This window comes from Nocardioides agariphilus (assembly GCF_015352445.1).
GTDB classification, from domain to species: Bacteria; Actinomycetota; Actinomycetes; order Propionibacteriales; family Nocardioidaceae; genus Nocardioides; species Nocardioides agariphilus.
Map to the genome: position 1 here is coordinate 1 of NZ_JADKPO010000047.1, position 21,475 is coordinate 21,475.

At 68.9% G+C, this 21,475-nt stretch carries 31 protein-coding genes and 1 pseudogene; 28 read left to right on the forward strand and 4 right to left on the reverse strand.

The annotated features are described in order from the left end of the window. Positions 1-205 precede the first annotated feature (205 nt). The 3 genes from ISU10_RS21460 to ISU10_RS21470 are packed head-to-tail and all read right to left on the reverse strand — an operon-like array spanning position 206 to position 3,092. Complete coding sequence (locus ISU10_RS21460; protein WP_194698498.1) at positions 206-1,303, reverse strand: DUF4350 domain-containing protein; 1,098 nt, start codon at positions 1,301-1,303, stop codon at positions 206-208. Then, complete coding sequence (locus ISU10_RS21465; RefSeq protein WP_194698499.1) at positions 1,300-1,935, reverse strand: DUF4129 domain-containing protein; 636 nt, start codon at positions 1,933-1,935, stop codon at positions 1,300-1,302. The genes ISU10_RS21460 and ISU10_RS21465 overlap by 4 nt, the downstream gene beginning before the upstream one ends. After that, positions 1,932-3,092 (reverse strand): hypothetical protein, encoded by a 1,161-nt coding sequence (locus ISU10_RS21470; protein WP_194698500.1) that lies wholly within the window; start codon positions 3,090-3,092, stop codon positions 1,932-1,934. The genes ISU10_RS21465 and ISU10_RS21470 overlap by 4 nt, the downstream gene beginning before the upstream one ends. Positions 3,093-3,458: 366 nt before the next feature. On the opposite strand from ISU10_RS21470, the gene rpsJ reads away from it, so the two are divergent. The 28 genes from rpsJ to ISU10_RS21610 all read left to right on the forward strand — a co-directional run bounded on the left by rpsJ (position 3,459) and on the right by ISU10_RS21610 (position 20,446). Continuing rightward, positions 3,459-3,767 (forward strand): 30S ribosomal protein S10, encoded by a 309-nt coding sequence (gene rpsJ, locus ISU10_RS21475; RefSeq protein WP_008360994.1) that lies wholly within the window; start codon positions 3,459-3,461, stop codon positions 3,765-3,767. Between the two features lie 23 nt (positions 3,768-3,790). Then, positions 3,791-4,450: a 50S ribosomal protein L3 gene (gene rplC, locus ISU10_RS21480; RefSeq protein ID WP_194698501.1), complete on the forward strand. Its 660-nt coding sequence runs from the start codon at positions 3,791-3,793 to the stop codon at positions 4,448-4,450. Beyond that, on the forward strand, positions 4,447-5,493 hold the full coding sequence (gene rplD, locus ISU10_RS23925; RefSeq protein ID WP_194698502.1) for a 50S ribosomal protein L4, sunset domain variant: 1,047 nt from the start codon (positions 4,447-4,449) through the stop codon (positions 5,491-5,493). The genes rplC and rplD overlap by 4 nt, the downstream gene beginning before the upstream one ends. Then, positions 5,490-5,795 (forward strand): 50S ribosomal protein L23, encoded by a 306-nt coding sequence (gene rplW, locus ISU10_RS21490; RefSeq protein WP_194698503.1) that lies wholly within the window; start codon positions 5,490-5,492, stop codon positions 5,793-5,795. Before rplD ends, rplW begins: the two co-directional genes overlap by 4 nt. A gap of 40 nt (positions 5,796-5,835) precedes the next feature. Then, a complete protein-coding gene (rplB, locus tag ISU10_RS21495; protein WP_194698504.1) occupies positions 5,836-6,672 on the forward strand; it encodes a 50S ribosomal protein L2 in 837 nt (278 codons plus the stop codon). 5 nt (positions 6,673-6,677) lie between these two features. After that, positions 6,678-6,959, forward strand: a complete 282-nt coding sequence (gene rpsS, locus ISU10_RS21500) for a 30S ribosomal protein S19 (RefSeq protein WP_194698505.1) — start codon at positions 6,678-6,680, stop codon at positions 6,957-6,959. A 1-nt stretch (position 6,960) separates the two neighbouring features. Further along, positions 6,961-7,446 (forward strand): 50S ribosomal protein L22, encoded by a 486-nt coding sequence (gene rplV / locus ISU10_RS21505; RefSeq protein ID WP_194698506.1) that lies wholly within the window; start codon positions 6,961-6,963, stop codon positions 7,444-7,446. Beyond that, positions 7,446-8,261, forward strand: coding sequence for a 30S ribosomal protein S3 (gene rpsC / locus ISU10_RS21510; RefSeq protein WP_194698507.1), 816 nt, complete (start codon positions 7,446-7,448; stop codon positions 8,259-8,261). The genes rplV and rpsC overlap by 1 nt, the downstream gene beginning before the upstream one ends. Positions 8,262-8,264: 3 nt before the next feature. Then, positions 8,265-8,684 carry a 50S ribosomal protein L16 gene (gene rplP / locus ISU10_RS21515; protein WP_194698508.1) on the forward strand — a complete coding sequence of 140 codons (420 nt, stop codon included), beginning with the start codon at positions 8,265-8,267 and terminating at the stop codon, positions 8,682-8,684. Beyond that, positions 8,684-8,923, forward strand: a complete 240-nt coding sequence (rpmC, locus tag ISU10_RS21520; protein WP_194698509.1) for a 50S ribosomal protein L29 — start codon at positions 8,684-8,686, stop codon at positions 8,921-8,923. Before rplP ends, rpmC begins: the two co-directional genes overlap by 1 nt. Further along, entirely contained in the window at positions 8,920-9,204 is a 285-nt protein-coding gene (gene rpsQ / locus ISU10_RS21525) for a 30S ribosomal protein S17 (protein WP_194698510.1), read from the forward strand. The genes rpmC and rpsQ overlap by 4 nt, the downstream gene beginning before the upstream one ends. Then, positions 9,201-9,569 (forward strand): 50S ribosomal protein L14, encoded by a 369-nt coding sequence (gene rplN, locus ISU10_RS21530; RefSeq protein WP_194698511.1) that lies wholly within the window; start codon positions 9,201-9,203, stop codon positions 9,567-9,569. The genes rpsQ and rplN overlap by 4 nt, the downstream gene beginning before the upstream one ends. Position 9,570: 1 nt before the next feature. Next, on the forward strand, positions 9,571-9,981 hold the full coding sequence (gene rplX, locus ISU10_RS21535; protein ID WP_228501652.1) for a 50S ribosomal protein L24: 411 nt from the start codon (positions 9,571-9,573) through the stop codon (positions 9,979-9,981). Beyond that, positions 9,981-10,589 (forward strand): 50S ribosomal protein L5, encoded by a 609-nt coding sequence (gene rplE, locus ISU10_RS21540; protein WP_228501655.1) that lies wholly within the window; start codon positions 9,981-9,983, stop codon positions 10,587-10,589. Before rplX ends, rplE begins: the two co-directional genes overlap by 1 nt. A gap of 19 nt (positions 10,590-10,608) precedes the next feature. After that, on the forward strand, positions 10,609-10,794 hold the full coding sequence (locus ISU10_RS21545) for a type Z 30S ribosomal protein S14 (RefSeq protein ID WP_194698512.1): 186 nt from the start codon (positions 10,609-10,611) through the stop codon (positions 10,792-10,794). Positions 10,795-10,925: 131 nt separating this feature from the next. Continuing rightward, on the forward strand, positions 10,926-11,333 hold the full coding sequence (gene rpsH / locus ISU10_RS21550; protein ID WP_194698513.1) for a 30S ribosomal protein S8: 408 nt from the start codon (positions 10,926-10,928) through the stop codon (positions 11,331-11,333). A gap of 25 nt (positions 11,334-11,358) precedes the next feature. Next, on the forward strand, positions 11,359-11,898 hold the full coding sequence (gene rplF / locus ISU10_RS21555; RefSeq protein ID WP_194698514.1) for a 50S ribosomal protein L6: 540 nt from the start codon (positions 11,359-11,361) through the stop codon (positions 11,896-11,898). A 2-nt stretch (positions 11,899-11,900) separates the two neighbouring features. Further along, a complete protein-coding gene (gene rplR, locus ISU10_RS21560; RefSeq protein WP_194698515.1) occupies positions 11,901-12,284 on the forward strand; it encodes a 50S ribosomal protein L18 in 384 nt (127 codons plus the stop codon). Between the two features lie 52 nt (positions 12,285-12,336). Next, positions 12,337-12,957, forward strand: a complete 621-nt coding sequence (gene rpsE / locus ISU10_RS21565; RefSeq protein ID WP_194698516.1) for a 30S ribosomal protein S5 — start codon at positions 12,337-12,339, stop codon at positions 12,955-12,957. Then, positions 12,957-13,139 carry a 50S ribosomal protein L30 gene (gene rpmD, locus ISU10_RS21570; protein ID WP_194698517.1) on the forward strand — a complete coding sequence of 61 codons (183 nt, stop codon included), beginning with the start codon at positions 12,957-12,959 and terminating at the stop codon, positions 13,137-13,139. Before rpsE ends, rpmD begins: the two co-directional genes overlap by 1 nt. 1 nt (position 13,140) lies before the next feature. Continuing rightward, the gene (rplO, locus tag ISU10_RS21575) at positions 13,141-13,581 is read left to right on the forward strand and encodes a 50S ribosomal protein L15 (protein ID WP_194698518.1); all 441 of its coding nucleotides are present in this window, start codon (positions 13,141-13,143) and stop codon (positions 13,579-13,581) included. Positions 13,582-13,643: 62 nt separating this feature from the next. Then, complete coding sequence (secY, locus tag ISU10_RS21580; RefSeq protein WP_194698519.1) at positions 13,644-14,939, forward strand: preprotein translocase subunit SecY; 1,296 nt, start codon at positions 13,644-13,646, stop codon at positions 14,937-14,939. A 55-nt stretch (positions 14,940-14,994) separates the two neighbouring features. Next, positions 14,995-15,570 (forward strand): adenylate kinase, encoded by a 576-nt coding sequence (locus ISU10_RS21585; RefSeq protein ID WP_194698520.1) that lies wholly within the window; start codon positions 14,995-14,997, stop codon positions 15,568-15,570. Between the two features lie 54 nt (positions 15,571-15,624). Then, complete coding sequence (map, locus tag ISU10_RS21590) at positions 15,625-16,452, forward strand: type I methionyl aminopeptidase (RefSeq protein WP_194698521.1); 828 nt, start codon at positions 15,625-15,627, stop codon at positions 16,450-16,452. A gap of 62 nt (positions 16,453-16,514) precedes the next feature. After that, on the forward strand, positions 16,515-17,504 hold the full coding sequence (locus tag ISU10_RS21595) for a TerC family protein (RefSeq protein WP_194698522.1): 990 nt from the start codon (positions 16,515-16,517) through the stop codon (positions 17,502-17,504). 9 nt (positions 17,505-17,513) lie between these two features. Further along, the gene (locus ISU10_RS21600; protein ID WP_194698523.1) at positions 17,514-18,425 is read left to right on the forward strand and encodes an NAD(P)H-binding protein; all 912 of its coding nucleotides are present in this window, start codon (positions 17,514-17,516) and stop codon (positions 18,423-18,425) included. After that, positions 18,422-19,147 (forward strand): CPBP family intramembrane glutamic endopeptidase, encoded by a 726-nt coding sequence (locus ISU10_RS21605; RefSeq protein WP_194698524.1) that lies wholly within the window; start codon positions 18,422-18,424, stop codon positions 19,145-19,147. The genes ISU10_RS21600 and ISU10_RS21605 overlap by 4 nt, the downstream gene beginning before the upstream one ends. Positions 19,148-19,174: 27 nt before the next feature. Beyond that, positions 19,175-20,446, forward strand: a complete 1,272-nt coding sequence (locus tag ISU10_RS21610) for an NAD(P)/FAD-dependent oxidoreductase (RefSeq protein WP_194698525.1) — start codon at positions 19,175-19,177, stop codon at positions 20,444-20,446. A gap of 230 nt (positions 20,447-20,676) precedes the next feature. Here ISU10_RS21610 and ISU10_RS21615 read toward each other — a convergent pair. Further along, positions 20,677-21,475, reverse strand: a pseudogene (locus tag ISU10_RS21615) (hypothetical protein); the annotation flags it as partial.

Sequence of the window (21,475 nt, forward strand, 5' to 3'; positions counted from 1 at the left end):
CGCCCGCCCTCCGCTGGTTGAGGAGGTCGCCCGCCCTCCGCTGGTTGAGGAGGTCGCCCGCCCTCCGCTGGTTGAGGAGGTCGCCCGCCCTCCGCTGGTTGAGGAGGTCGCCCGCCCTCCGCTGGTTGAGGAGGTCGCCCGCCCTCCGCTGGTTGAGGAGGTCGCGCAGCGACCGTCTCGAAACCAGCTCCGTCCGGTTCCTGCGTCATCTGCTGCTCACCTCTCGCTCGAGTGCGGCCAGCTCGTTGGCCAGCCTGATCAGGTCGTCGTCGGTCGTGGGTGCGGGCGCGTCGTCTCGGAGCAGCGCACCGACCTGCTCCAGTGGCCGGCCGAGGTGCTGCGACACCTCTCGGAGGAAGGCCGCATCGTCGCTGGGAGTCGGCAGGTGCAGCCGGGCGCCGAGGGCAGCACGGCTGGCCCGCCGCAGGGCGCGTGCAGCGTGGGCCCGGTCGCCCGCCTTGCGGTAGAGGCGGCCCCGGCTGCGAGCGGTCTCGATCGCCTTGACGGTGACCGGGAGTGGCTCGGTGACCAACGGCCCGAGGCGGCGCACCCGCCACAGCAGCAGCGCCACCACCGCCGCGCCGGCGATCCAGACTCCGGGCAGGGTCCAGTCGGGCACCAGGGTGCGCAGGCTGACGCCGTCCTCGCCGATCAGGTCGGCCACCTCGGGGACGTACCAGACGAGGCGGTCGTGCTGGCCCAGCAGCCGCAACGCCACCGCGGCGTTATCGGCACGGAGTACCTGGTCGTTGGTCAGCAGCGCAGACGCGCCCAGGAGAGTGATGTGGTCGCCAGCACTCGCCACCAGGTGGCCGTGGGCGCCGGCGAAGCAGCCGCCGGCGGTGCCGTACTCGGTGGCGAGGTCGACGCGTACGTCGAGCCCACGCAGCAGCGGGTCGGAGCAGCGGGCCGACCGGTCACCCGCCGGGCTGACGGCCCAGCTCTGCACGTCGAGGCCGAGTGCGGTCACCACACCCGGCTCCGGCTCGGCGAGTACCAGGTCGGCGTTGCCGAGACCGGCAAGCAGGCGCCGGGTGGTGCTCTTGCCCAACAGGTACGTCGAGGTCACCAGCACGGTCGAGCCCTCGAGCTGCTCGCTGTCGAGGGCGTCGGCACCGCGGACGACGCGGACCTCGACGCCTTGCGCCTCGAGCACCCGCGCAACCGCACGGGCGCCCTGGCCGCCCGGGTTGTCGGGGTCCAGTGGCTCCGTCGTCGCCGGGCGACCCCCGACCAGCAGCGCCACCACGACGGCCGCGAGCAGCGCGGCCGCGATGACCAGCGCCGTGCGGTGTCGCCTCACGACGGCAGTCCTGATCGGGAAGCGGCCCGGGCCCGGGTGTCGAGGCGCGACTCGAGCCCCAGCACCTCCAGAGCGTGCTCGCGGGTGGCCGCCCGTCCGCCGTAGAGCGTCAGGTCGAACAGCCCGGCGCTGCGATGCACCTCGGCGGCCTGTGCGGGGAAGACCTCCGCGAGGCTGAGGGCGACCTCGTGGGCGGTCGCCCCTGGCAGGTCGTCGATGCGGTCCAGCTCGACCTGCCGCAAGGCCGTCGCTCGAAAAGCATCGACCAGGGCGTCGGAGTATCGGCCGTCGTCGAGCGCCTGCTCGGCCCGGGCCAGCAGCTCGGCAGCCGTCACGTGCTCCTCGAGCATCAACGGTCGGCCTGGGGCGGGTGCGATGCGCGAACGACGGGCGCGCCCGATGAGCCAGATGACCGCCGCCACGAGCGCGAGGAGGACCAGCATCGCCGCCAGGGTCGTGAGCGGCGAGGTGTCGCGGGCAGCGGACAGGGCCCGGTCGAGCAGGCGGGAGAGCCAGTCGATCAGGCGCAGGATCAGGTTGTCCTGGTGGTAGTCGGGGTGCAGCAGCTCGCGCCGCAGCAACGAGCGGGCGTCGTCGCCGCTGGGAGTGAGTGGGGGATCCAGCAGCCTCATCGGGCGGTGATCCCGGCCCGCGTCATCAGCTCGACGTCGAAGGCCTCCTTGCGGATGCGCTGGTCGACGTACTGCAGGGAGGTGACGGCGGCGGTGAACGGTGCGACGAACGCAGCCGACACGACCGACGTCACGGCCTGCACCAGGACCAGCGTCAGCGCGGCGTAGCGGCCGTCGAGTCCTCCGTCGAGCAGGCCGTTCATCACCAGCGAGATCGGCGTGCTCAGCATGCTGCCGGCGATCCCGGTGATGAACCAGGTCAGGGCGGCGATGCCGAAGACGCGCCAGAACGCGCGGCGGGTGAGGGCGTGACCGCGCTCGATGGCGCCGAAGACGCCGACCGGCTCGAGCATCAGCGCCGGCACCGGCAGGTAGTAGATGCGGATCCAGAACCACCACAGCGCGGCCACGGAGGCGAAGGACAGCACCACGAAGTACAAAGCGATCAGCCCGGCGTTGTCGAAGGCGAAGATGCCGACCACCCAGAGCAGGGCGAGCAGCGCGATCAGCAGCACCAGCATCACGCCGAGCAGGACGACCAGTCCGAGGAGCTTGAGACGCTTGCCTGCCGTGGCGGCCCACGCCTCGGAGAGGCTGAGCTTCTTGCCGATCGCCGCGGCCATCGTGACGTGGGCGACCATGCCCGTGACCAGGATCAGCCCCAGCTGCTGCACGAGCGCGCCGACCAGGAACGAGGCGCCGGCTCCGACCAGCCCGGCCACCTCCCCGGAGCTGAACCCGTCGGTGCCCGGGTCGAGGGTGAGGTTGACCGAGTAGGTCAGCACCGCGGTCACCAGGACCGGGATGAGCATGGAGACGGCAGCCACGAGCACCGCTGCGCCGACGGTCGCCCGGGGGTTGAAGCGGATGATCCGAAACGCCGCGTCGTACATGTCGCCCAGCCCCAGCGGCCGCAGCGCGATGGCGCCCGGCTTGTGGGCGGCGCCGAGCATCCCCGGTGGGTAGGCCGGTGGGTAGGCCGGTGGGTAGGCCGGTGGGTAGGCCGGTGGGAGGCCGGGCGAGCCCGCTGCTGGCTGCGGGTACGGCTGCTGTAGATAGGGCTGGGGGTACGGATGGGTCGGGGGAGGCGGCTGCCAGCCGGGCGGCGGCGGCTCCTGGCCGCTGGCCCCCGGGGGCGGGTACTCGGTTCCCGACACGCGGTCATCCTGACACTGAGGGCCGCCAGTTTTGCGTCGATCCAAAGGTCTGCCAAGATAGTCCGGTTGCTCCGGCGGGTTGCCGGGGTGCGGCTGTTCTACTTGACCACTGAATCGCGTCTCCCGATGGGTGCCGGTGGTCGCTGTGCGACCGCACCGAACCTGGAGACCCGATCCCGTTCGACGACGGACCTGTTCCGACCGTCGGGCCAACACCCCCACCATCAGATCCGCTGAAGCGGGTCGCAGATCAGATCCTTCACGGAGAAGTCCTGCGACACGCCCGACCGCGGGGGTCGATGGAGCCGGGTGCGGAGCCGCCCGGAACCCACCCACTTGGGACGAGAAGAAGGACGAGAGAGACCTATGGCGGGACAGAAGATCCGCATCAGGCTCAAGGCCTATGACCACGAGGTGATCGACACCTCGGCGCGCAAGATCGTGGACACCGTCACGCGCACGGGCGCGAAGGTCGCCGGCCCCGTGCCGCTGCCGACCGAGAAGAACGTGTACTGCGTCATTCGCTCGCCCCACAAGTACAAGGACTCGCGCGAGCACTTCGAGATGCGCACCCACAAGCGCCTCATCGACATCATCGATCCCACCCCGAAGACCGTCGACTCCCTGATGCGCCTCGACCTGCCGGCCGGTGTCGACATCGAGATCAAGCTCTGAGGCCAGTAAGGGTTATTGCCACCATGACTATCGAACGCAACGTGAAGGGCCTGCTGGGCACCAAGCTCGGCATGACCCAGGTCTGGGACGACAACAACATCGTGGTCCCGGTGACCGTGGTCGCCGCCACCACCAACGTGGTCACCCAGGTGCGTCGTCCCGAGAGCGACGGCTACAACGCTATCCAGGTCGGCTTCGGCGAGATCGAGGCACGCAAGGTCAACAAGCCTGCTGCGGGCCACTTCGCCAAGGCCGGCACGACCCCGCGCCGCCACCTGCTCGAGATCCGCACCGCCGATGCCGCCTCCTACGAGATCGGCCAGGAGCTGACCGTCGACACCTTCGCCGCCGGCGATGTGATCGACGTGACCGGCACCAGCAAGGGCAAGGGCTTCGCCGGTGTGATGAAGCGTCACGGCTTCGCCGGCGTCGGTGCCTCCCACGGTGCCCACCGCAACCACCGCAAGCCGGGCTCGATCGGCGCCTGCGCCACACCCGGCCGCGTCTTCAAGGGCGTCCGGATGGCCGGCCGCATGGGTGGCGACACCGTCACCACCCAGAACGTCACCGTCCACGCCATCGACACCGACAAGGGCCTGATCCTGCTCAAGGGCGCCATCCCCGGCCCTCGCGGCGGTCTCGTGGTCCTGCGCTCCGCCGCCAAGGGAGGTAGCGTCCAGTGACCACCAAGGTTCTCAAGGTCGACCTGCCGGCCGAGATCTTCGACGCGAAGGTCAACGTGCCGCTGATCCACCAGGTCGTGGTGGCCCAGCAGGCCGCCGCCCGCCAGGGCACCGCTGCCACCAAGACCCGCGGCGATGTCCGCGGTGGTGGCCGCAAGCCCTACAAGCAGAAGGGCACCGGCCGCGCCCGCCAGGGCTCGACCCGCGCGCCGCAGTTCGCCGGCGGTGGCGTGGTCCACGGACCGCAGCCGCGCGACTACTCCCAGCGCACCCCCAAGAAGATGAAGGTCGCCGCCTTGCGCGGTGCCCTGTCCGACCGGGCGCACAACGGCCGCGTGCACGTCGTCGACTCGCTGATCTCCGGCGAGAAGCCCTCCACGCGCAGCGCGCTCAAGGCTCTGACCGGGGTCGTGGACCGTCGCAACTTCCTGGTGGTCCTCGAGCGGTCCGACGCGCTGACCTGGCTGTCGCTGCGCAACGCCCCCGAGGTGCACATCGTCGCTGTCGACCAGCTCAACACCTACGACGTGCTGGCCGCCGACGACGTGGTCTTCACCCAGGGCGCCTACGAGGCGTTCGTGGGTGGCGACACGAGCAACGCCAAGGTCGCCCAGACTATTGACCAGACTATTGACCAGACCATTGACCCGTCGATCGAGGTCGAGGTCGGGGCTGCCCCGGCCGCGCTCGCCGACGTCGCGACCGAGAAGGCCGCCAAGCCCGAGAAGGCCGCCAAGCCCGAGAAGGCCGCCAAGCCCGAGAAGGCCGAGAAGGCCGACGAGGTCGAGGCCGACGAGAAGCCCGAGCTGCCCAAGGGCGCGAAGGCCCCGCTCAAGAGCGGCGGCGCCCCCAAGGGCTACGACGTCAAGGGCAACGCCGACTCGGGGCTGTACCACGAGCCCGACGGCCAGTGGTACGACCAGACCGACGCGGAGTTCTACTTCAAGAGCGCCGAGGACGCCGAGGCCGCGGGCTTCAAGCGCGCCGGCGGTGGCTCCGGTAGCGACGCGGCAGCCGATGAGGACGGGGAGGGCGACAAGTGAGCACCCTGCACAAGGACCACCGCGACATCCTGATCGCACCGGTGGTCTCGGAGAAGAGCTACGGCCTGCTCGACGCCAACAAGTACACCTTCCTGGTGCGTCCGGACGCCAACAAGACCGAGATCAAGATCGCGGTCGAGAAGGTGTTCAACGTCAAGGTCACGGCGGTCAACACCATCAACCGCCAGGGCAAGGCCCGCCGCACTCGCACCGGCACCGGCCGGCGCAAGGACACCAAGCGCGCCATCGTCAGCCTCGCCGAGGGCCACCGCATCGACATCTTCGGAGGTCCGGTCTCCTGACCGGGCTACCCCAAGAGAGTGACTGAGGACTGAGTCGAACATGCCAATCCGCAAGTACAAGCCGACCACACCGGGCCGCCGCGGCTCGTCGGTGGCCGACTTCGTCGAGATCACCCGGACCACGCCGGAGAAGTCGCTGACGCGCCCCCTCGCCAAGAGGGGCGGCCGCAACAACCAGGGCCGGATCACCACCCGCCACCAAGGCGGCGGTCACAAGCGCGCCTACCGCATCATCGACTTCCGTCGCTACGACAAGGACGGGGTGCCGGCCAAGGTCGCTCACATCGAGTACGACCCCAACCGCACCGCGCGCATCGCGCTGCTCCACTATGCCGATGGCGAGAAGCGCTACATCGTGTGCCCCAAGGACCTCGTCCAGGGCGCCAACCTGGAGTCCGGCCCCGCGGCCGACATCAAGGTCGGCAACAACCTGCCGCTGCGCAACATCCCGGTCGGCACCACGGTGCACTGCATCGAGCTGCGGCCCGGTGGCGGGGCCAAGATCGCCCGCTCCGCCGGCAACAGCGCCCAGCTGGTCGCCAAGGAGGGCTCGCGCGCCACGCTGCGCATGCCCTCCGGCGAGATGCGCTTCGTCGACGTCCGCTGCCGCGCCACGGTGGGTGAGGTCGGCAACGCCGAGCAGTCCAACATCAACTGGGGCAAGGCCGGCCGCATGCGCTGGAAGGGCAAGCGCCCGACCGTCCGCGGGGTCGTGATGAACCCCGTCGACCACCCCCACGGTGGTGGCGAGGGCAAGACCTCCGGTGGTCGTCACCCGGTCTCGCCCTGGGGCAAGCCCGAGGGCCGCACCCGTCGTCGCAAGGCCAGTGACGCCCAGATCATCCGTCGCCGCAAGACCGGCAAGGGTAGGAAGTAACCGACATGCCTCGCAGCCTGAAGAAGGGCCCCTTCGTCGACGGCCACCTGATGAAGAAGGTGGACGCCGAGAACGACAAGGGCAGCCACAACGTCATCAAGACGTGGTCGCGCCGCTCGATGATCGTGCCGGCCATGATCGGCCACACGATCGCCGTGCACGACGGCCGCAAGCACGTCCCCGTCTTCGTGACCGACTCGATGGTCGGCCACAAGCTCGGGGAGTTCGCCCCGACCCGCACCTACCGCGGGCACGTCAAGGACGACCGGAAGGGACGGCGACGCTGAGATGCCTGCCACCGAACGTCGAAACCACAGCGCACGCCGCGAGTCGCTGCTCGGCGACCGCCCGGGTGCCTTCGCCAGCGCCCGCCACGTGCGCATCACCCCGATGAAGGCGCGCCGGGTCGTCGACCTGGTCCGCGGCCTGCCCGTCGACGATGCCCTCAACCTGCTGGCCTTCGCGCCGCAGTCGGCGGCCACGACCGTGCACAAGGTGCTCGAGAGTGCCGTGGCCAACGCCGAGACCACCGAGGACCTCGCCCGTGGCGACCTGGTCGTCACCGTGGCGCAGGTCGACGAGGGCCCGACGATGAAGCGCTGGCGCCCTCGTGCCCAGGGCCGGGCGACTCGCATCCTCAAGCGGACCAGCCACATCACGCTGGCCGTCGAGCCCGTGGCGGTCAAGCCCGAGCCGAAGCCGGCGAAGAAGGCTGCGGCCAAGAAGTCGGCCGCCAAGAAGACCGCCTCCAAGAAGACTGAGAAGAGCGCCTGATGGGTCAGAAGATCAACCCCAACGGCTTCCGTCTGGGCATCTCCACCGATCACAAGAGCCGGTGGTACGCCGACAAGCTGTACAAGTCCTACGTCGGTGAGGACGTCGCGATCCGCAAGCTGCTGTCCAAGGGCATGGAGCGCGCCGGCATCGCCAAGGTCGAGATCGAGCGCACCCGTGACCGGGTCCGCGTCGACATCCACACCGCTCGCCCGGGCATCGTCATCGGTCGCCGCGGCGCCGAGGCCGACCGCCTGCGCGGCGAGCTGGAGAAGCTGACCGGCAAGCAGGTCCAGCTCAACATCCTCGAGGTCAAGAACCCCGAGATCGACGCGCAGCTGGTCGCCCAGGGCGTCGCCGAGCAGCTCTCGGGCCGCGTGCAGTTCCGTCGGGCGATGCGCAAGGCGATGCAGACCTCGATGCGCTCGGGTGCCAAGGGCATCCGGATCCAGTGCTCGGGCCGCCTCAACGGCGCCGAGATGTCGCGCACCGAGTTCTACCGCGAGGGCCGCGTCCCGCTGCACACCCTGCGCGCCGACATCGACTACGGCTTCTACGAGGCCCGCACCACCTTCGGTCGGATCGGTGTGAAGGTGTGGATCTACAAGGGCGAGGTCGCCGGCACCCGTGCCGAGCGCCAGGCCCAGGCTGCCGCCCGTGCGGGAGTCCCCGGTCGCAGCGGCCGCCCCCAGCGTGGTGGCGAGCGCCCTGACAGGGGCGAGCGTCCCAGCCGTGGCAGCCGCGGTGGCGCCCCCTCCGAGGCTCCGGCAGCCGAGGCGAGCGCAGCACCCGCCGAGTCCGGAACGGAGGCCTGAGCCATGTTGATGCCCCGTCGTATCAAGCACCGCAAGCAGCACCACCCCAAGCGGACGGGTGCGGCCAAGGGTGGCACCAAGCTCGCGTTCGGTGACTTCGGCATCCAGGCCCTCGAGGGCAGCTACGTCACCAACCGGCAGATCGAGTCCGCCCGTATCGCCATGACCCGTCACATCAAGCGTGGCGGCAAGGTGTGGATCAACATCTACCCCGATCGCCCGCTGACCAAGAAGCCCGCCGAGACCCGCATGGGCTCCGGCAAGGGCTCCCCGGAGTGGTGGATCGCCAACATCAAGCCCGGCCGCGTGATGTTCGAGCTGTCCGGTGTCACCGAGGACATCGCCCGCGAGGCGATGCGCCGCGCGCAGCACAAGCTCCCCCTGAAGACCCGTTTCATTTCCCGTGAGGAAGGTGAGTTCTGATGGCACAGCAAGGCACGTCTGCCGCTGAGCTCGACGACATGAACGCCACCGACCTCGAGGCCAAGCTGCGCGAGGCCAAGGAGGAGCTGTTCAACCTCCGGTTCCAGGCCGCCACCGGCCAGCTGGAGAGCCACGGACGGCTTCGCCACGTCAAGAAGGACATCGCCCGGATCTACACCGTGGTGCGCGAGCGTGAGCTCGGCATCCGGACCACCCCGGGTTCGGAGGAGAAGGCATGAGCGAGACCACCAACGACAACCCCAAGGTCGTGCGCAACACGCGCAAGACCCGTGAGGGCCTGGTCGTCAGCGACAAGATGGACAAGACCGTCGTCGTCGCCGTCGAGGACCGCGTCAAGCACGCCCTCTACGGCAAGGTGCTGCGCCGCACCTCGAAGCTCAAGGCCCACGACGAGGCCAACGAGTGTGGCATCGGTGACCGTGTCCTGATCATGGAGACCCGTCCGCTGTCGGCAACGAAGCGCTGGCGGGTCGTGGAGATCCTGGAGCGTGCCAAGTGATCCAGCAGGAGTCGCGACTCAAGGTCGCCGACAACACCGGTGCCAAGGAGGTCTTGTGCATCCGGGTGCTCGGGGGTTCCGGTCGGCGCTACGCCGGCATCGGTGACATCATCGTGTGCACCGTCAAGGACGCCATCCCGGGCGGCAACGTCAAGAAGGGCGACGTCGTCAAGGCGGTCGTCGTGCGCACCGTCAAGTCACGCCGCCGTCCCGACGGGTCCTACATCCGCTTCGACGAGAACGCCGCGGTGATCCTGCGTCAAGACGGCGAGCCGCGCGGCACCCGCATCTTCGGCCCCGTGGGTCGCGAGCTGCGCGACAAGAAGTTCATGAAGATCATCTCGCTGGCTCCGGAGGTGCTCTGAGATGGCCCAGAAGCGAGCCCAGAAGCGTGACCAGAGAACTGACCACCAGAAGAAGAACAGCGTGAACATCAAGAAGGGCGACACCGTCAAGGTGATCGCCGGCTCCGACAAGGGCGCCGAGGGCAAGGTCATCGCCGTGCTCCGCGAGGAGCAGCGCGTGATCGTCGAGGGCGTCAACCGCGTCAAGCGCCACACCAAGGTCGTCCAGCAGGGCGGCCGCGGCGGCACCACCGGCGGCATCATCACCACCGAGGCCCCCATCCACGTCTCCAACGTGATGCTGGTCGAGGGCAAGGGTGTGACCCGCCTGGGCTTCCGCCGCGACGAGGTGACCAAGCGCCGCAACGACGGCTCGACGTACACCGCCCACCGCAGCGTCCGCGTCTCCCGCAAGACCGGCAAGGAAATCTGATGAGCGAGACCACCACCGAGACGGTCGAGGCAACCGACGAGGCTCCCGCACGGCAGCCCAAGGTGACCCCGCGCCTGAAGACCCGCTACCGCGAGGAGATCCTCCCCGCGCTCAAGAGCGAGTTCGACATCGCCAACGTCATGCAGGTGCCCGGCCTGACCAAGATCGTGGTCAACATGGGTGTCGGCGAGGCGGCTCGCGACTCCAAGCTCATCGAGGGCGCGGTCAAGGACCTCACCGCGATCACCGGCCAGAAGCCGACCGTGACCCGGGCCCGCAAGTCCATCGCGCAGTTCAAGCTGCGCGAGGGCATGCCGATCGGTGCCCACGTGACCCTGCGCGGCGACCGGATGTGGGAGTTCCTCGACCGGCTGCTGTCGCTGGCGCTGCCGCGCATCCGTGACTTCCGCGGCCTGTCGCCCAACCAGTTCGACGGGCGTGGCAACTACACCTTCGGGCTGACCGAGCAGGTCATGTTCCACGAGGTCGACCAGGACCGCATCGACCGCACCCGCGGCATGGACATCACGGTCGTCACCACGGCCACCACCGACGACCAGGGTCGCGCGCTGCTCAAGCAGCTCGGGTTCCCGTTCGCCGAGCGCTGAGAGGCGAGAGGACACAGACATGGCGAAGACTGCACTGAAGGTCAAGGCGGCCCGCAAGCCGAAGTTCGCGGTTCGCGGCTACACCCGCTGCCAGCGCTGCGGGCGCCCCAAGGCCGTCTACCGCAAGTTCGGCCTGTGCCGGATCTGCCTGCGGGAGATGGCCCACCGCGGCGAGCTGCCCGGCATCACCAAGTCCAGCTGGTGACTGCCTGCGTGATCTCGACAGGCTCGATCACCGACAACGAGATCTCGACAGGCTCGATCGCCGACAACGACAGCTGAAGGTCCCGACCCGTCCGGGCCGGGAAACCACAGAAGAGAGAAGAACCAAGCACCATGACGATGACTGACCCGATCGCAGACATGCTGACTCGTCTGCGCAACGCCAACCAGGCCTACCACGACGCCGTGACGATGCCGTACTCCAAGCTCAAGCAGGGTGTGGCCGAGATCCTCAAGCAGGAGGGCTACATCACCGCCTACGAGGTCGGCGAGCCGGCCGAGGGCGAGGTCAGCAAGACGCTGACCATCACCTTGAAGTACGGCCGCAACCGCGAGCGCTCGATCGCCGGCGTCCGCCGCATCAGCAAGCCCGGTCTGCGCGTCTACGCCAAGCACACGGGGCTCCCTCGCGTGCTGGGCGGACTCGGCGTGGCGATCATCTCGACCAGCCAGGGTCTGCTGACCGACCGCCAGGCCAACCAGAAGGGCGTGGGTGGGGAAGTCCTCGCCTACGTCTGGTGACGAGAGACCAGAGGAGGAGACAGACATGTCGCGAATCGGCAAGCTCCCGATCGAGGTCCCGTCCGGTGTGGACGTGGCGATCGACGACCAGCTGGTGACGGTCAAGGGACCCAAGGGCACGCTCTCGCACAGCATCGCGGCCCCGATCACCATCGAGAAGACCGATGGTGTGCTCGAGGTCAAGCGTCCCGACGACGAGCGCAACAGCCGTGCTCTGCACGGCCTGACCCGCACCCTGATCAACAACATGGTCGTCGGCGTGACCGACGGCTACGAGAAGAAGCTCGAGATCGTCGGCGTCGGATACCGCGTGCTGTCCAAGGGCCCCACGCAGCTGGAGTTCCAGCTCGGCTACAGCCACTCGATCACCTTCAACGCCCCCGAGGGCATCACCTTCGCGGTGGAGAGCGCCACCAAGCTCGGCGTCCAGGGCATTGACAAGCAGCTGGTCGGCGAGACGGCCGCCAAGATCCGCAAGCTGCGCAAGCCTGAGCCCTACAAGGGCAAGGGCGTTCGCTACGCGGGTGAGCAGGTCCGCAAGAAGGTCGGAAAGGCAGGTAAGTGACGATGGCGATCTCCCTGTCACAGCACAAGCACACCGCTGGGCGCACCAAGGCGCGCCTGCGCCGACAGATCCGGGGCCGCAAGAAGGTCTTCGGCACCGCCGAGCGCCCGCGCCTGGTCGTCACCCGGTCCGCCAAGCACATCTCCGTGCAGGTCGTCGACGACCTGGTCGGCAAGACTGTCGCAGCCGCCTCGACCATGGAGTCGGACCTGCGCGGCTACGAGGGTGACAAGACCGCCAAGGCCAAGCGGGTCGGCGAGCTGGTCGCCGAGCGCGCCAAGGCTGCCGGCGTCGAGGGCGTGGTCTTCGACCGCGCCGGGCACAAGTACCACGGTCGCGTCGCGGCCCTGGCCGACGGCGCCCGCGAGGGCGGGCTGGCGTTCTGACTCCGGTCGAGACGCCCGAGCCCTCACACAGACGAGAGAAGAGGAAACAGACATGAGCGGAGCCCAGCGCGGACAGCGCGGAGGCGAGCGCGGCTCGAACGACCGTCGCGGCGGAGGCCGTGACGGCGGTCGCGGCGGCGCCGACAAGACCGCCTACGTCGAGCGCGTCGTCGCCATCAACCGCGTCGCCAAGGTCGTCAAGGGTGGTCGGCGCTTCAGCTTCACCGCCCTGGTGGTCGTCGGCGACGGCGAGGGCCTGGTCGGCGTCGGCTACGGGAAGGCCAAGGAGGTGCCCGCGGCGATCGCCAAGGGTGTCGAGGAGGCCAAGAAGGCGTTCTTCCGGGTGCCCCGCATCCAGGGCACCATCCCGCACCCGGTCCAAGGCGAGAAGGCTGCCGGCGTCGTGCTGCTGCGTCCTGCCGCCCCCGGTACCGGCGTGATCGCCGGTGGCCCGGTGCGTGCGGTCTTGGAGTGCGCCGGAATCCACGACGTACTGAGCAAGTCGCTCGGCTCGTCCAACCAGATCAACATCGTGCACGCGACCGTCGAGGCGCTGAAGATGCTCGAGCAGCCCGAAGCCGTCGCCGCCCGTCGTGGCCTGCCGGTCGAGGACGTCGCTCCTGCTGCGCTGCTGCGGGCCCGCGCCGAGGAGCCCGCGGGGGTGAGCAGCTGATGGCGCAGCTGAAGGTCCAGCAGAAGAAGTCGTCCATCGGCTGCAAGGCCAACCAGCGCGAGACCCTGCGCACCCTGGGCCTCAAGCGGATCGGCGACGTCGTGGTCAAGGAGGACCGTCCCGAGATCCGGGGCATGGTCCACACCGTTCGCCACTTGGTGACGGTCGAGGAAGTGAACTGACATGACGCTGAAGTTGCATCACCTGCGTCCGGCACCGGGCGCCAAGACCGCCAAGAACCGCGTGGGTCGCGGTGAGGGCTCCAAGGGCAAGACCGCGGGCCGTGGCACCAAGGGCACCAAGGCCCGTCACAACGTCCCGGCCAGCTTCGAGGGCGGCCAGCTGCCGCTCCACATGCGGCTGCCCAAGCTGAAGGGCTTCAAGAACCCCTTCCGCGTGGAGTTCCAGCTCGTCAACCTCACGCGCCTCGGTGAGGCGTTCCCCGAGGGTGGCGCCGTCGCCGTCGACGACCTGGTCGCGAAGGGTCTGGTCCGCAAGAGCCAGCCCGTCAAGGTTCTCGGTCACGGCGAGATCTCCGTGGCCGTGCAGGTCAGCGCGCAAGCGTTCTCCGCCTCGGCGAAGCAGAAGATCGAGGCAGCCGGCGGCACGACCACTGTCGTCTGATTCGTCCCGGTTAGGCTTACGGCTCATTCATCGGGCCACCCTGCTTGGAGAAAGAGAGTCTCGTGCTAGGCGCGTTCGCCAATGCCTTCCGGACACCGGACCTACGGCGCAAGCTGCTGTTCGTCCTGCTGATCATCGCGATCTTCCGGTTGGGCTCCCAGGTCCCTGCTCCGGGTGTCAACGTCGCCAACGTCCAGTCGTGTCTCGACGACGTCGGCAACTCCGGCATCTACAGCCTGATCAACCTGTTCTCCGGTGGGGCGCTGCTCCAGCTGACGATCTTCGCGCTGGGGATCATGCCCTACATCACCGCCTCGATCATCTTGCAGCTGCTGGTCGTGGTGATCCCACGGCTCGAGGCCCTCAAGAAGGAGGGCCAGTCCGGGCAGACCAAGATCACCCAGTACACCCGCTACCTGACCCTGGGCCTGGCCATCCTCCAGGCCACGGGCATCGTGGCGCTGGCTCGCAACAAGGCGCTGTTCTCCGGCTGTGACGCCGAGCTGCTGCACAGCAACGGCACGGGGACCTTCCTGGTCATGGTGGTCACCATGACCGCCGGCACAGCCGTGATCATGTGGCTGGGCGAGCTGATCACCGAGCGCGGCGTCGGCAACGGCATGTCGATCCTGATCTTCACCCAGGTCGTGGCGACGTTCCCCGTCGCGCTGTGGAACGTCCAGACCGAGAAGGGCCCCTGGGTCTTCGGCCTGGTGATCGTCATCGGCCTGGCGATCGTGGCCGCCGTCATCTTCATCGAGCAGGCCCAGCGGCGGATCCCGGTCCAGTACGCCCGCCGGATGGTGGGTCGCAAGATGTTCGGGGGGTCCTCGACCTACATCCCGCTGAAGGTGAACCAGGCCGGTGTCATCCCGGTCATCTTCGGCTCCTCGCTGCTCTACCTGCCGGCGATGGCCGTGCAGTTCAACAGCGACAGCGGTGCCGGCTGGGTGACCTGGATCAGCAAGTACTTCGTCAACGGCGACCACCCGCTCTACATGATCGCCTACTTCCTCCTGATCATCTTCTTCACCTACTTCTACGTCTCGATCACCTTCAACCCGCAAGAGGTGGCCGACAACATGAAGAAGTACGGCGGCTTCATCCCCGGGATCCGGGCAGGCAAGCCGACCGAGGACTACCTGTCCTACGTCTTGTCGCGCATCACCTTCCCCGGGTCGATGTACCTCGGTCTGGTGGCGCTCATCCCGCTGATCGCGCTGGTCCTCATCAACGCCAACCAGAACTTCCCGTTCGGTGGCACCTCGATCCTGATCATGGTCGGTGTCGCGCTCGACACCGTGAAGCAGATCGAGAGCCAGCTGCAGCAGCGCAACTACGAAGGATTCCTGCGATGACTGGTCTCGACACGCCGCTCGTCCCTCGCGGCGGCTCGACCACCGAGCGTTCCTGATGAGGCTGGTCCTGATGGGCCCCCCCGGGGCCGGCAAGGGCACCCAGGCCAAGTTCGTGGCCGAGCACTTCAAGGTCCCGGCCATCTCGACCGGTGACATCTTCCGCGCCAACGTGTCCCAGGGCACGCCGCTGGGCCAGGAGGCGCAGCGCTACATGGACGCCGGCGAGTACGTCCCCGACGAGGTCACCAACAAGATGGTGCGCAACCGCATCGACGAGCCCGACGCCGAGCCCGGCTTCCTGCTCGACGGCTACCCGCGCACCCTCGCCCAGGTCGAGGAGCTCGACGGGATGATCCGGTTCACCGGTCACCGTCTCGACGCCGTGGTCTGCTTGACCGCCGATGACGAGGCCGTCGTGCAGCGCCTGATGCAGCGGGCCGCGATCGAGGGTCGAGCCGACGACACCGAGGACGTCATCCGGCGCCGACAGGAGATCTACGCCGAGCAGACCGCGCCCCTGATCGAGGTCTACCGCGAGCGCGGCATCCTGGTCGAGGTCGACGGCATGGGCGAGGTAGACGAGGTCACGGCGAGGATCTTCGCCGCGCTCGACGTCATCTCCGAGAGCTGATTGCGGTCTTGACGTTGCCTGACCCCTGGGCGGACATGCGAGCGGAGCGAGCAGATGTTTAGCAGAGGGATCGAGATCAAGTCGCGCGACCAGATCGACAAGATGCGGGTCGCGGGGCTGCTCACCGGGCAGACCCTGGAGCTGCTGCGCGAGGCAGCCCGCCCGGGCGTGACGACCGGCGAGCTCGACAAGATCGCCGAGGACAACATCCGCTCCCACGGTGGCGTCCCGTCGTTCCTCGGCTACGGCTACCCGCCGTTCCCGGCCACCATCTGCGCGTCGGTCAACGACGAGGTCGTGCACGGCATCCCGGGCGAGCGGGTGCTGGCCGAGGGCGATGTCATCTCCATCGACTGCGGGGCCATCGTCGACGGCTGGCACGGCGACTCCGCGATCACCGTGGCCGTGGGTGGGCTGGAGACCGTGCCCGACGACGTACGCCGTCTCCTGGAGGTCACCGAGGAGTCCTTGTGGCGCGGGATGGCGGCCGCGCGGCTGGGCGGACGGCTCACCGACATCTCCCACGGCGTCGAGGGCTATATCCGCAGCCAGGGCGACTACGGCATCCTCGAGGACTACGTCGGCCACGGGATCGGCACCGCGATGCACCAGCCACCCAACGTGCCCAACGTCGGGCGACCCGGTCGCGGGCCGAAGCTCGTGGAGGGCCTGGCGCTGGCGGTGGAACCGATGGTGACCCTCGGTGGCAGCGAGACCGACCTGCTCGAGGACGAGTGGACAGTGGCCACGAGTGACGGCAGTCTGGCGGCCCATTTCGAGCACACCTTTACGCTGACACCCAACGGCCCCTGGGTGCTCACCGCACTCGATGGTGGACAGGCCAAGCTCGAGGAGCTCGGAGTCCCCTTCGGAGGCCGCTAGCTCCTCCTGCTCCACCGACCAGTCATCGACCGGCCCCCAACGAGATCGGAGCCACCGACCCCGTGGACGTAGCCCCTTGGATCTGGGAAGTCACGATCGGCGCCACGATCGTCTTCTTCATCTTCGATGTCTGGCACATGCGCCGAAACCCGCACGAGCCGACCATGAGGGAGTGCCTGGCGGCGCTGACGTTCTACGTCGGCGCGGCCGTGGTCTTCGGCCTCGGTGTCTGGTTCCTGGCCGGAGGTCAGTACGGCGGTGAGTTCTTCGCCGGCTGGCTGACCGAGTACTCCCTCTCGATCGACAACCTGTTCATCTTCATCATCATCATGGGCAAGTTCGCCGTTCCCCGCGAGTACCAGCAGACCGCGCTGATGATCGGCATCGTGCTGGCTCTGGTGATGCGCGGCATCTTCATCGCCGTCGGCGCGGCGGCGATCAACGAGTTCAGCTGGGTCTTCTACCTGTTCGGCGCATTCTTGGTCCTCACCGCGCTCAACCTCGCACGGGAGGGTCACGAGGAGGAGCAGGGCTACGACGAGCCGCGCCTGGTGCGCTGGGTGCGCCGCCACATGGCGGTCGCCGAGGAGTGGAACGGCGTCAAGTTCTTCACCCGCGAGGGCGGCAAGCGGCTCGCGACGCCGATGTTTCTGGTGGTCCTCACCCTGGGTGTGACCGACCTGCTGTTCGCCCTCGACTCGATCCCGGCCATCTACGGGCTCACCGAGGAGCCCTACCTGGTGCTGACCGCCAACGTGTTCGCGCTGATGGGGCTGCGCCAGCTCTACTTCCTCATCGGCGGGCTGCTGCAGCGACTGGTCTACCTGTCCTACGGGCTGGCGTTCTTGCTGCTGTTCATCGGCGTCAAGCTGATCCTGCACGCGATGCACGAGAACGAGCTGCCGTTCATCAACGGTGGCGAGCACGTCGACTGGGCACCCGACATCCCGATCTGGCTCTCGCTGGTCGTCATCCTCGGCACCCTCGTCATCACTGCCGTGGCCAGCCTGATGTCGGACAAGTCGAAGGCTCAGCGAGGCCAGGGTGGGTAACCCAAGAACATGTTGATCCTCGTGACCGGAGTCACCGGCTACCTCGGCTCGCGCCTGGTGCCGCGCCTGCTCGACGACGGGCACGACGTACGCGTCCTGACTCGCGACCGCTCCAAGCTCGAGGGCGCGCCCTGGCTCGATCGCGTGGGGGTCGAGGAGGGTGACGCCTCGTCGTACGACGCGGCGAGCCGCGCCCTCGACGGCGTCGACGTGGCCTACTACCTGCTGCACTCGATGGACGGGCGCCCGGGGTTCGTCGAGCGGGACCGTGAGATGGCTGCGACCTTCGCGCGCGCCGCCGAGGACAAGGGCGTGGGCCGCATCGTCTACATGTCGGGGCTGCATCCCGAGGGCGAGGAGCTGAGCCCCCACCTCGCCTCGCGCGTCGAGGTCGGCGAGATCTTCTTGTCCTGCGCGGTGCCGGCCGCGGTGCTCCAGGCTGCGGTGATCGTCGGCCCCGGCTCGGCGTCCTACGAGATGTTGCGGCACCTGACGCGACGGCTGCCGGTGATGCTGGCCCCCAAGTGGCTCGACAACCGCATCCAGCCGATCGCGGTCGGTGACGTGCTGCACTACCTGGCCGGCGCCGCCGACCTGCCCGCTGACCTCAACCGCACCTTCGACGTGGGTGGTCCCGACGTGCTGACCTATCGGGAGATGATCCAGCGGTTCGCGCAGATCTCCGGCCTCGGGCGTCGCGTGGTCGTGACCGTGCCGGTCCTGACGCCCGGGCTCGCCAGCTTGTGGGTCGGCCTGGTCACGCCGATCCCGTCCGGTCTGGCCCGCCCGCTGGTGGGCAGTCTCGTGCACGAGGTCGTCTGTCGCGAGCACGACCTTGACGCCATCATCGGCCCGCCACCGGGAGGTGCACGCGGGTACGACGAGTCGATCGCCGTCGCAGTCACCGGGAACGACCCGTGATCAACCCCGTCTCCGAGGTCACCGCGTTCGTCCGGGCCTCCCTGGTCGACCCGGTCCCGCGCGACCACACCGAGCCCGACTCTGCCTTCCACCGTCGTCGGGTGATCGTGACCGTGACCCTCCTGGTCGGTGCAGGAATCTTGACCTGGGCGCTGCGCATCGAGCCGGGAGACTCGCTGTTCTACCTCGCCACCTTGGCCCTCGCGGCCGTGTGGGCGACCGGTGCGCTGCTCTCGGGCCCGCTGCACCTGGGCCGGGCCCGCACCCGGTCCGGCGAGCTGAGCGGGCGGGCCGTCGTCCAGTCGCTGGCGCTCGGCGTCCTGCTCCTGGTGCTGTTCCTGGTCGGGTCGGTGGTGGTTGCCCAGGTCTCCTTCCTGCGCGACCCGGTCGACGACCTGCTCGACCATGCCCAGTCCGGGTCGCTGGCCCTGGTCGCCGTGATCACCGCGGTCAACGGCGTGGCCGAGGAGCTCTACTTCCGCGGCGCCCTCTACGCCGCCGTCGGGCGCAACCACGCGGTCCTGGTCACCACGGTCGTCAACGCCCTGGTGGTGGCCACCAGCGGCATCCCGCTCCTGGTCCTGGCCGCGGTGATCGTCGGACTGGTCGTCGGCCTCCAGCGCCGGGTGACCGGCGGGATCCTGGGTCCCATCGTCACGCACCTGACCTGGTCGCTCGGCATGCTCTTCCTGCTGCCGCACGCGTTGTCGGCGTTCGCCTGACCTCAGGTTGCTCGTCCAACGAATAGGGTGGAGCGTCGGGCCAGGACGGAGAAGACACCAGTGGACGCCGACGTCGTCGTCGTAGGCGCGGGACTCGCCGGGCTGCGCTGCGCCCGTGCCCTGCACGAGGCCGGACGCCACGTCGTGGTGCTGGAGGCCGCCGACCACGTGGGCGGGCGCGTCACCAGCGAGAACGTCGACGGCTTCACCGTCGACCGCGGGTTCCAGGTGCTCAACCCGTCCTATCCCGCGGTCCGGCGCTGGGTGGACGTCGATGCCCTCGAGCTGGGGTCGTTCGATGCCGGGGTGCTGGCCCGCACCGACGCCGGGCTTCGCGTGGTGGCCGACCCGCGGCGTACGCCGTCCCTCGCGCTCGACACGCTGCGCAGTGGACTCGTCGACGTGCGCGACCTCTGGGGGCTCGGACGCTGGCTCGCGCCGGTGCTCGCCAGGCCCCAGGCGACCGCCGCGGGGCCGGACTCCACGCTGGCCGAGGCCCTCGACGACCTGGGCATGCACGGGGACCTGCGACGGGTGGTCGAGCGCTTCATCGCGGGAGTCGTGGTCGAGCCCGACGCCTCCACTTCGGCGCAGTTCGTGCGCTTGCTGATGCGCTCCTTCGCGTTGGGCCGGCCAGGGCTGCCGGCCGGGGGCATGCAGCGCCTGCCCGAGCAGCTCGCGCAGGGCCTTCCCGACGTACGAACCGGAGTGCGGGTGGAGGCGGTGCGCTCCGGGGGCGTCGACACGGACGGCGGACCGCTGCGGGCACAGCACGTGGTGATCGCCGCCGACCCGCCCGCGGCCGCCGCTCTGGGTGGGCTTCCGCCCGTGCCGATGAACGGGCTGACGACGTGGTGGTTCGCCGTACCTTCGGCACCCGACCGGCGCAGCCTGGTCGCCGTCGACGCGCGCGGCAGCCAGGTACCTCCCGGCCCGGTGTGGAACGCCGCCGTGGTGACCGCCGCAGCTGCGTCGTACGCGCCTGTTGGGCGGCACCTCGTCGAGGCCACCACGCTGCTGGCCCGCCCGGACGGTGCCGCCGACGAGCGCGCGGTGCTCGCGCATCTCGGCGACATGTACGGCTGCGAGACGAGGGGCTGGGAGGTACTGGCGCACCACGTCATCCCGGACGCCGTCCCCGCCAGCCCGCCGCCGTTGCGGCTGACCCGACCCGTCGAGCTCGGAGATGGCCTGTTCGTGTGCGGCGACCATCGCGACACCTCCTCGATCCAAGGTGCCCTGGTCTCGGGCGAGCGGGCGGCCCGCGCAGTGCTCGGCGCAGGCGGTCCGGTTCGGTAGGTTCGAGTCGACGTAGCCCTGACCGAGGGGGAGCGTGTCGTGGTGCAGCGCTTCCTGGTCGGTGTGACCTCAGCGTTCGCGACGTTCTCTAGCAGGCGTCTCGAAGCCGTTCTCGCTGGTTGAGGAGGTTGCGCAGCAACCGTCTCGAAACCAAGACGTGCGGGGGCGTGCCGGTAGCCCGCCGGTGGTGGTTCGGGCGGGTACGGCGGTCGACGGGTCAGCTGGTGGTTTCAGGCGGCTGGTGGTGGATGCCGGTGCCGGTGGCCGTGTTGGTGTTTGTCGGTGCTGACGTCTTGGGTGCCGGTGTGGTCGCGTAGGTAGTGGTAGCCGTGGGGGCTGGTCCACAGGTAGCTGCCGGGGGTGAGGATCAGGTATCGCCAGCGGCCGTGGGTCTTCAACCGGTGATGCTTGCGGCACAGGGCCGCGATCTGGCAGGTGCAGGTGGCCCCGCCTTCGCCGTAGGGGACGTTGTGGTCGCAGTCGGCCGCATGCTCGCCGGGTTTCAGTTTCCGGGCTGGTTTCGTGCACCACGGGAACACGCAGGTGTGGTCCCTGAGGGCGACGGGTTCGCTGATCCGGCCGTCGATCTCATAGGCGCCGTGGTGGACGTGCTCGGCCACATCGATCACCGGTTTCACGGTGATCTTGGCCTCGGGGTTGCCGCACCAGGTCCGGATGGTCTCGGCCAGCACCGGGGTGGCGGTGTTCTCCACCCGCCCCACACCCCAGCCACCCATCGAGCCACCCGTCGAGCCGGTGGTTGAGCCAGCGGTGGTGGCGGCGTCGGTGAGGTGGAGGTAGAGGACCATGTCCCGCGGCTTCGCGGGCCTCGCCTTCGGCGCGTCCTCGGGGTCGTGTGGCCCGGTGGTGGGGAAGTCGAGGGTGAGGTCGCGGCGGGCGATGTTGCCGACCGCTACGGAGCGGCGTTGGTCCAACGTGAGGGTGGAGCCGAGGTCGGCCTGGACCTGGGCGTCGGCGGTGAGGGCGTTGTGGAGGTCGATGGCGTCGGCCAGGTCGAGCTCGCCGCTG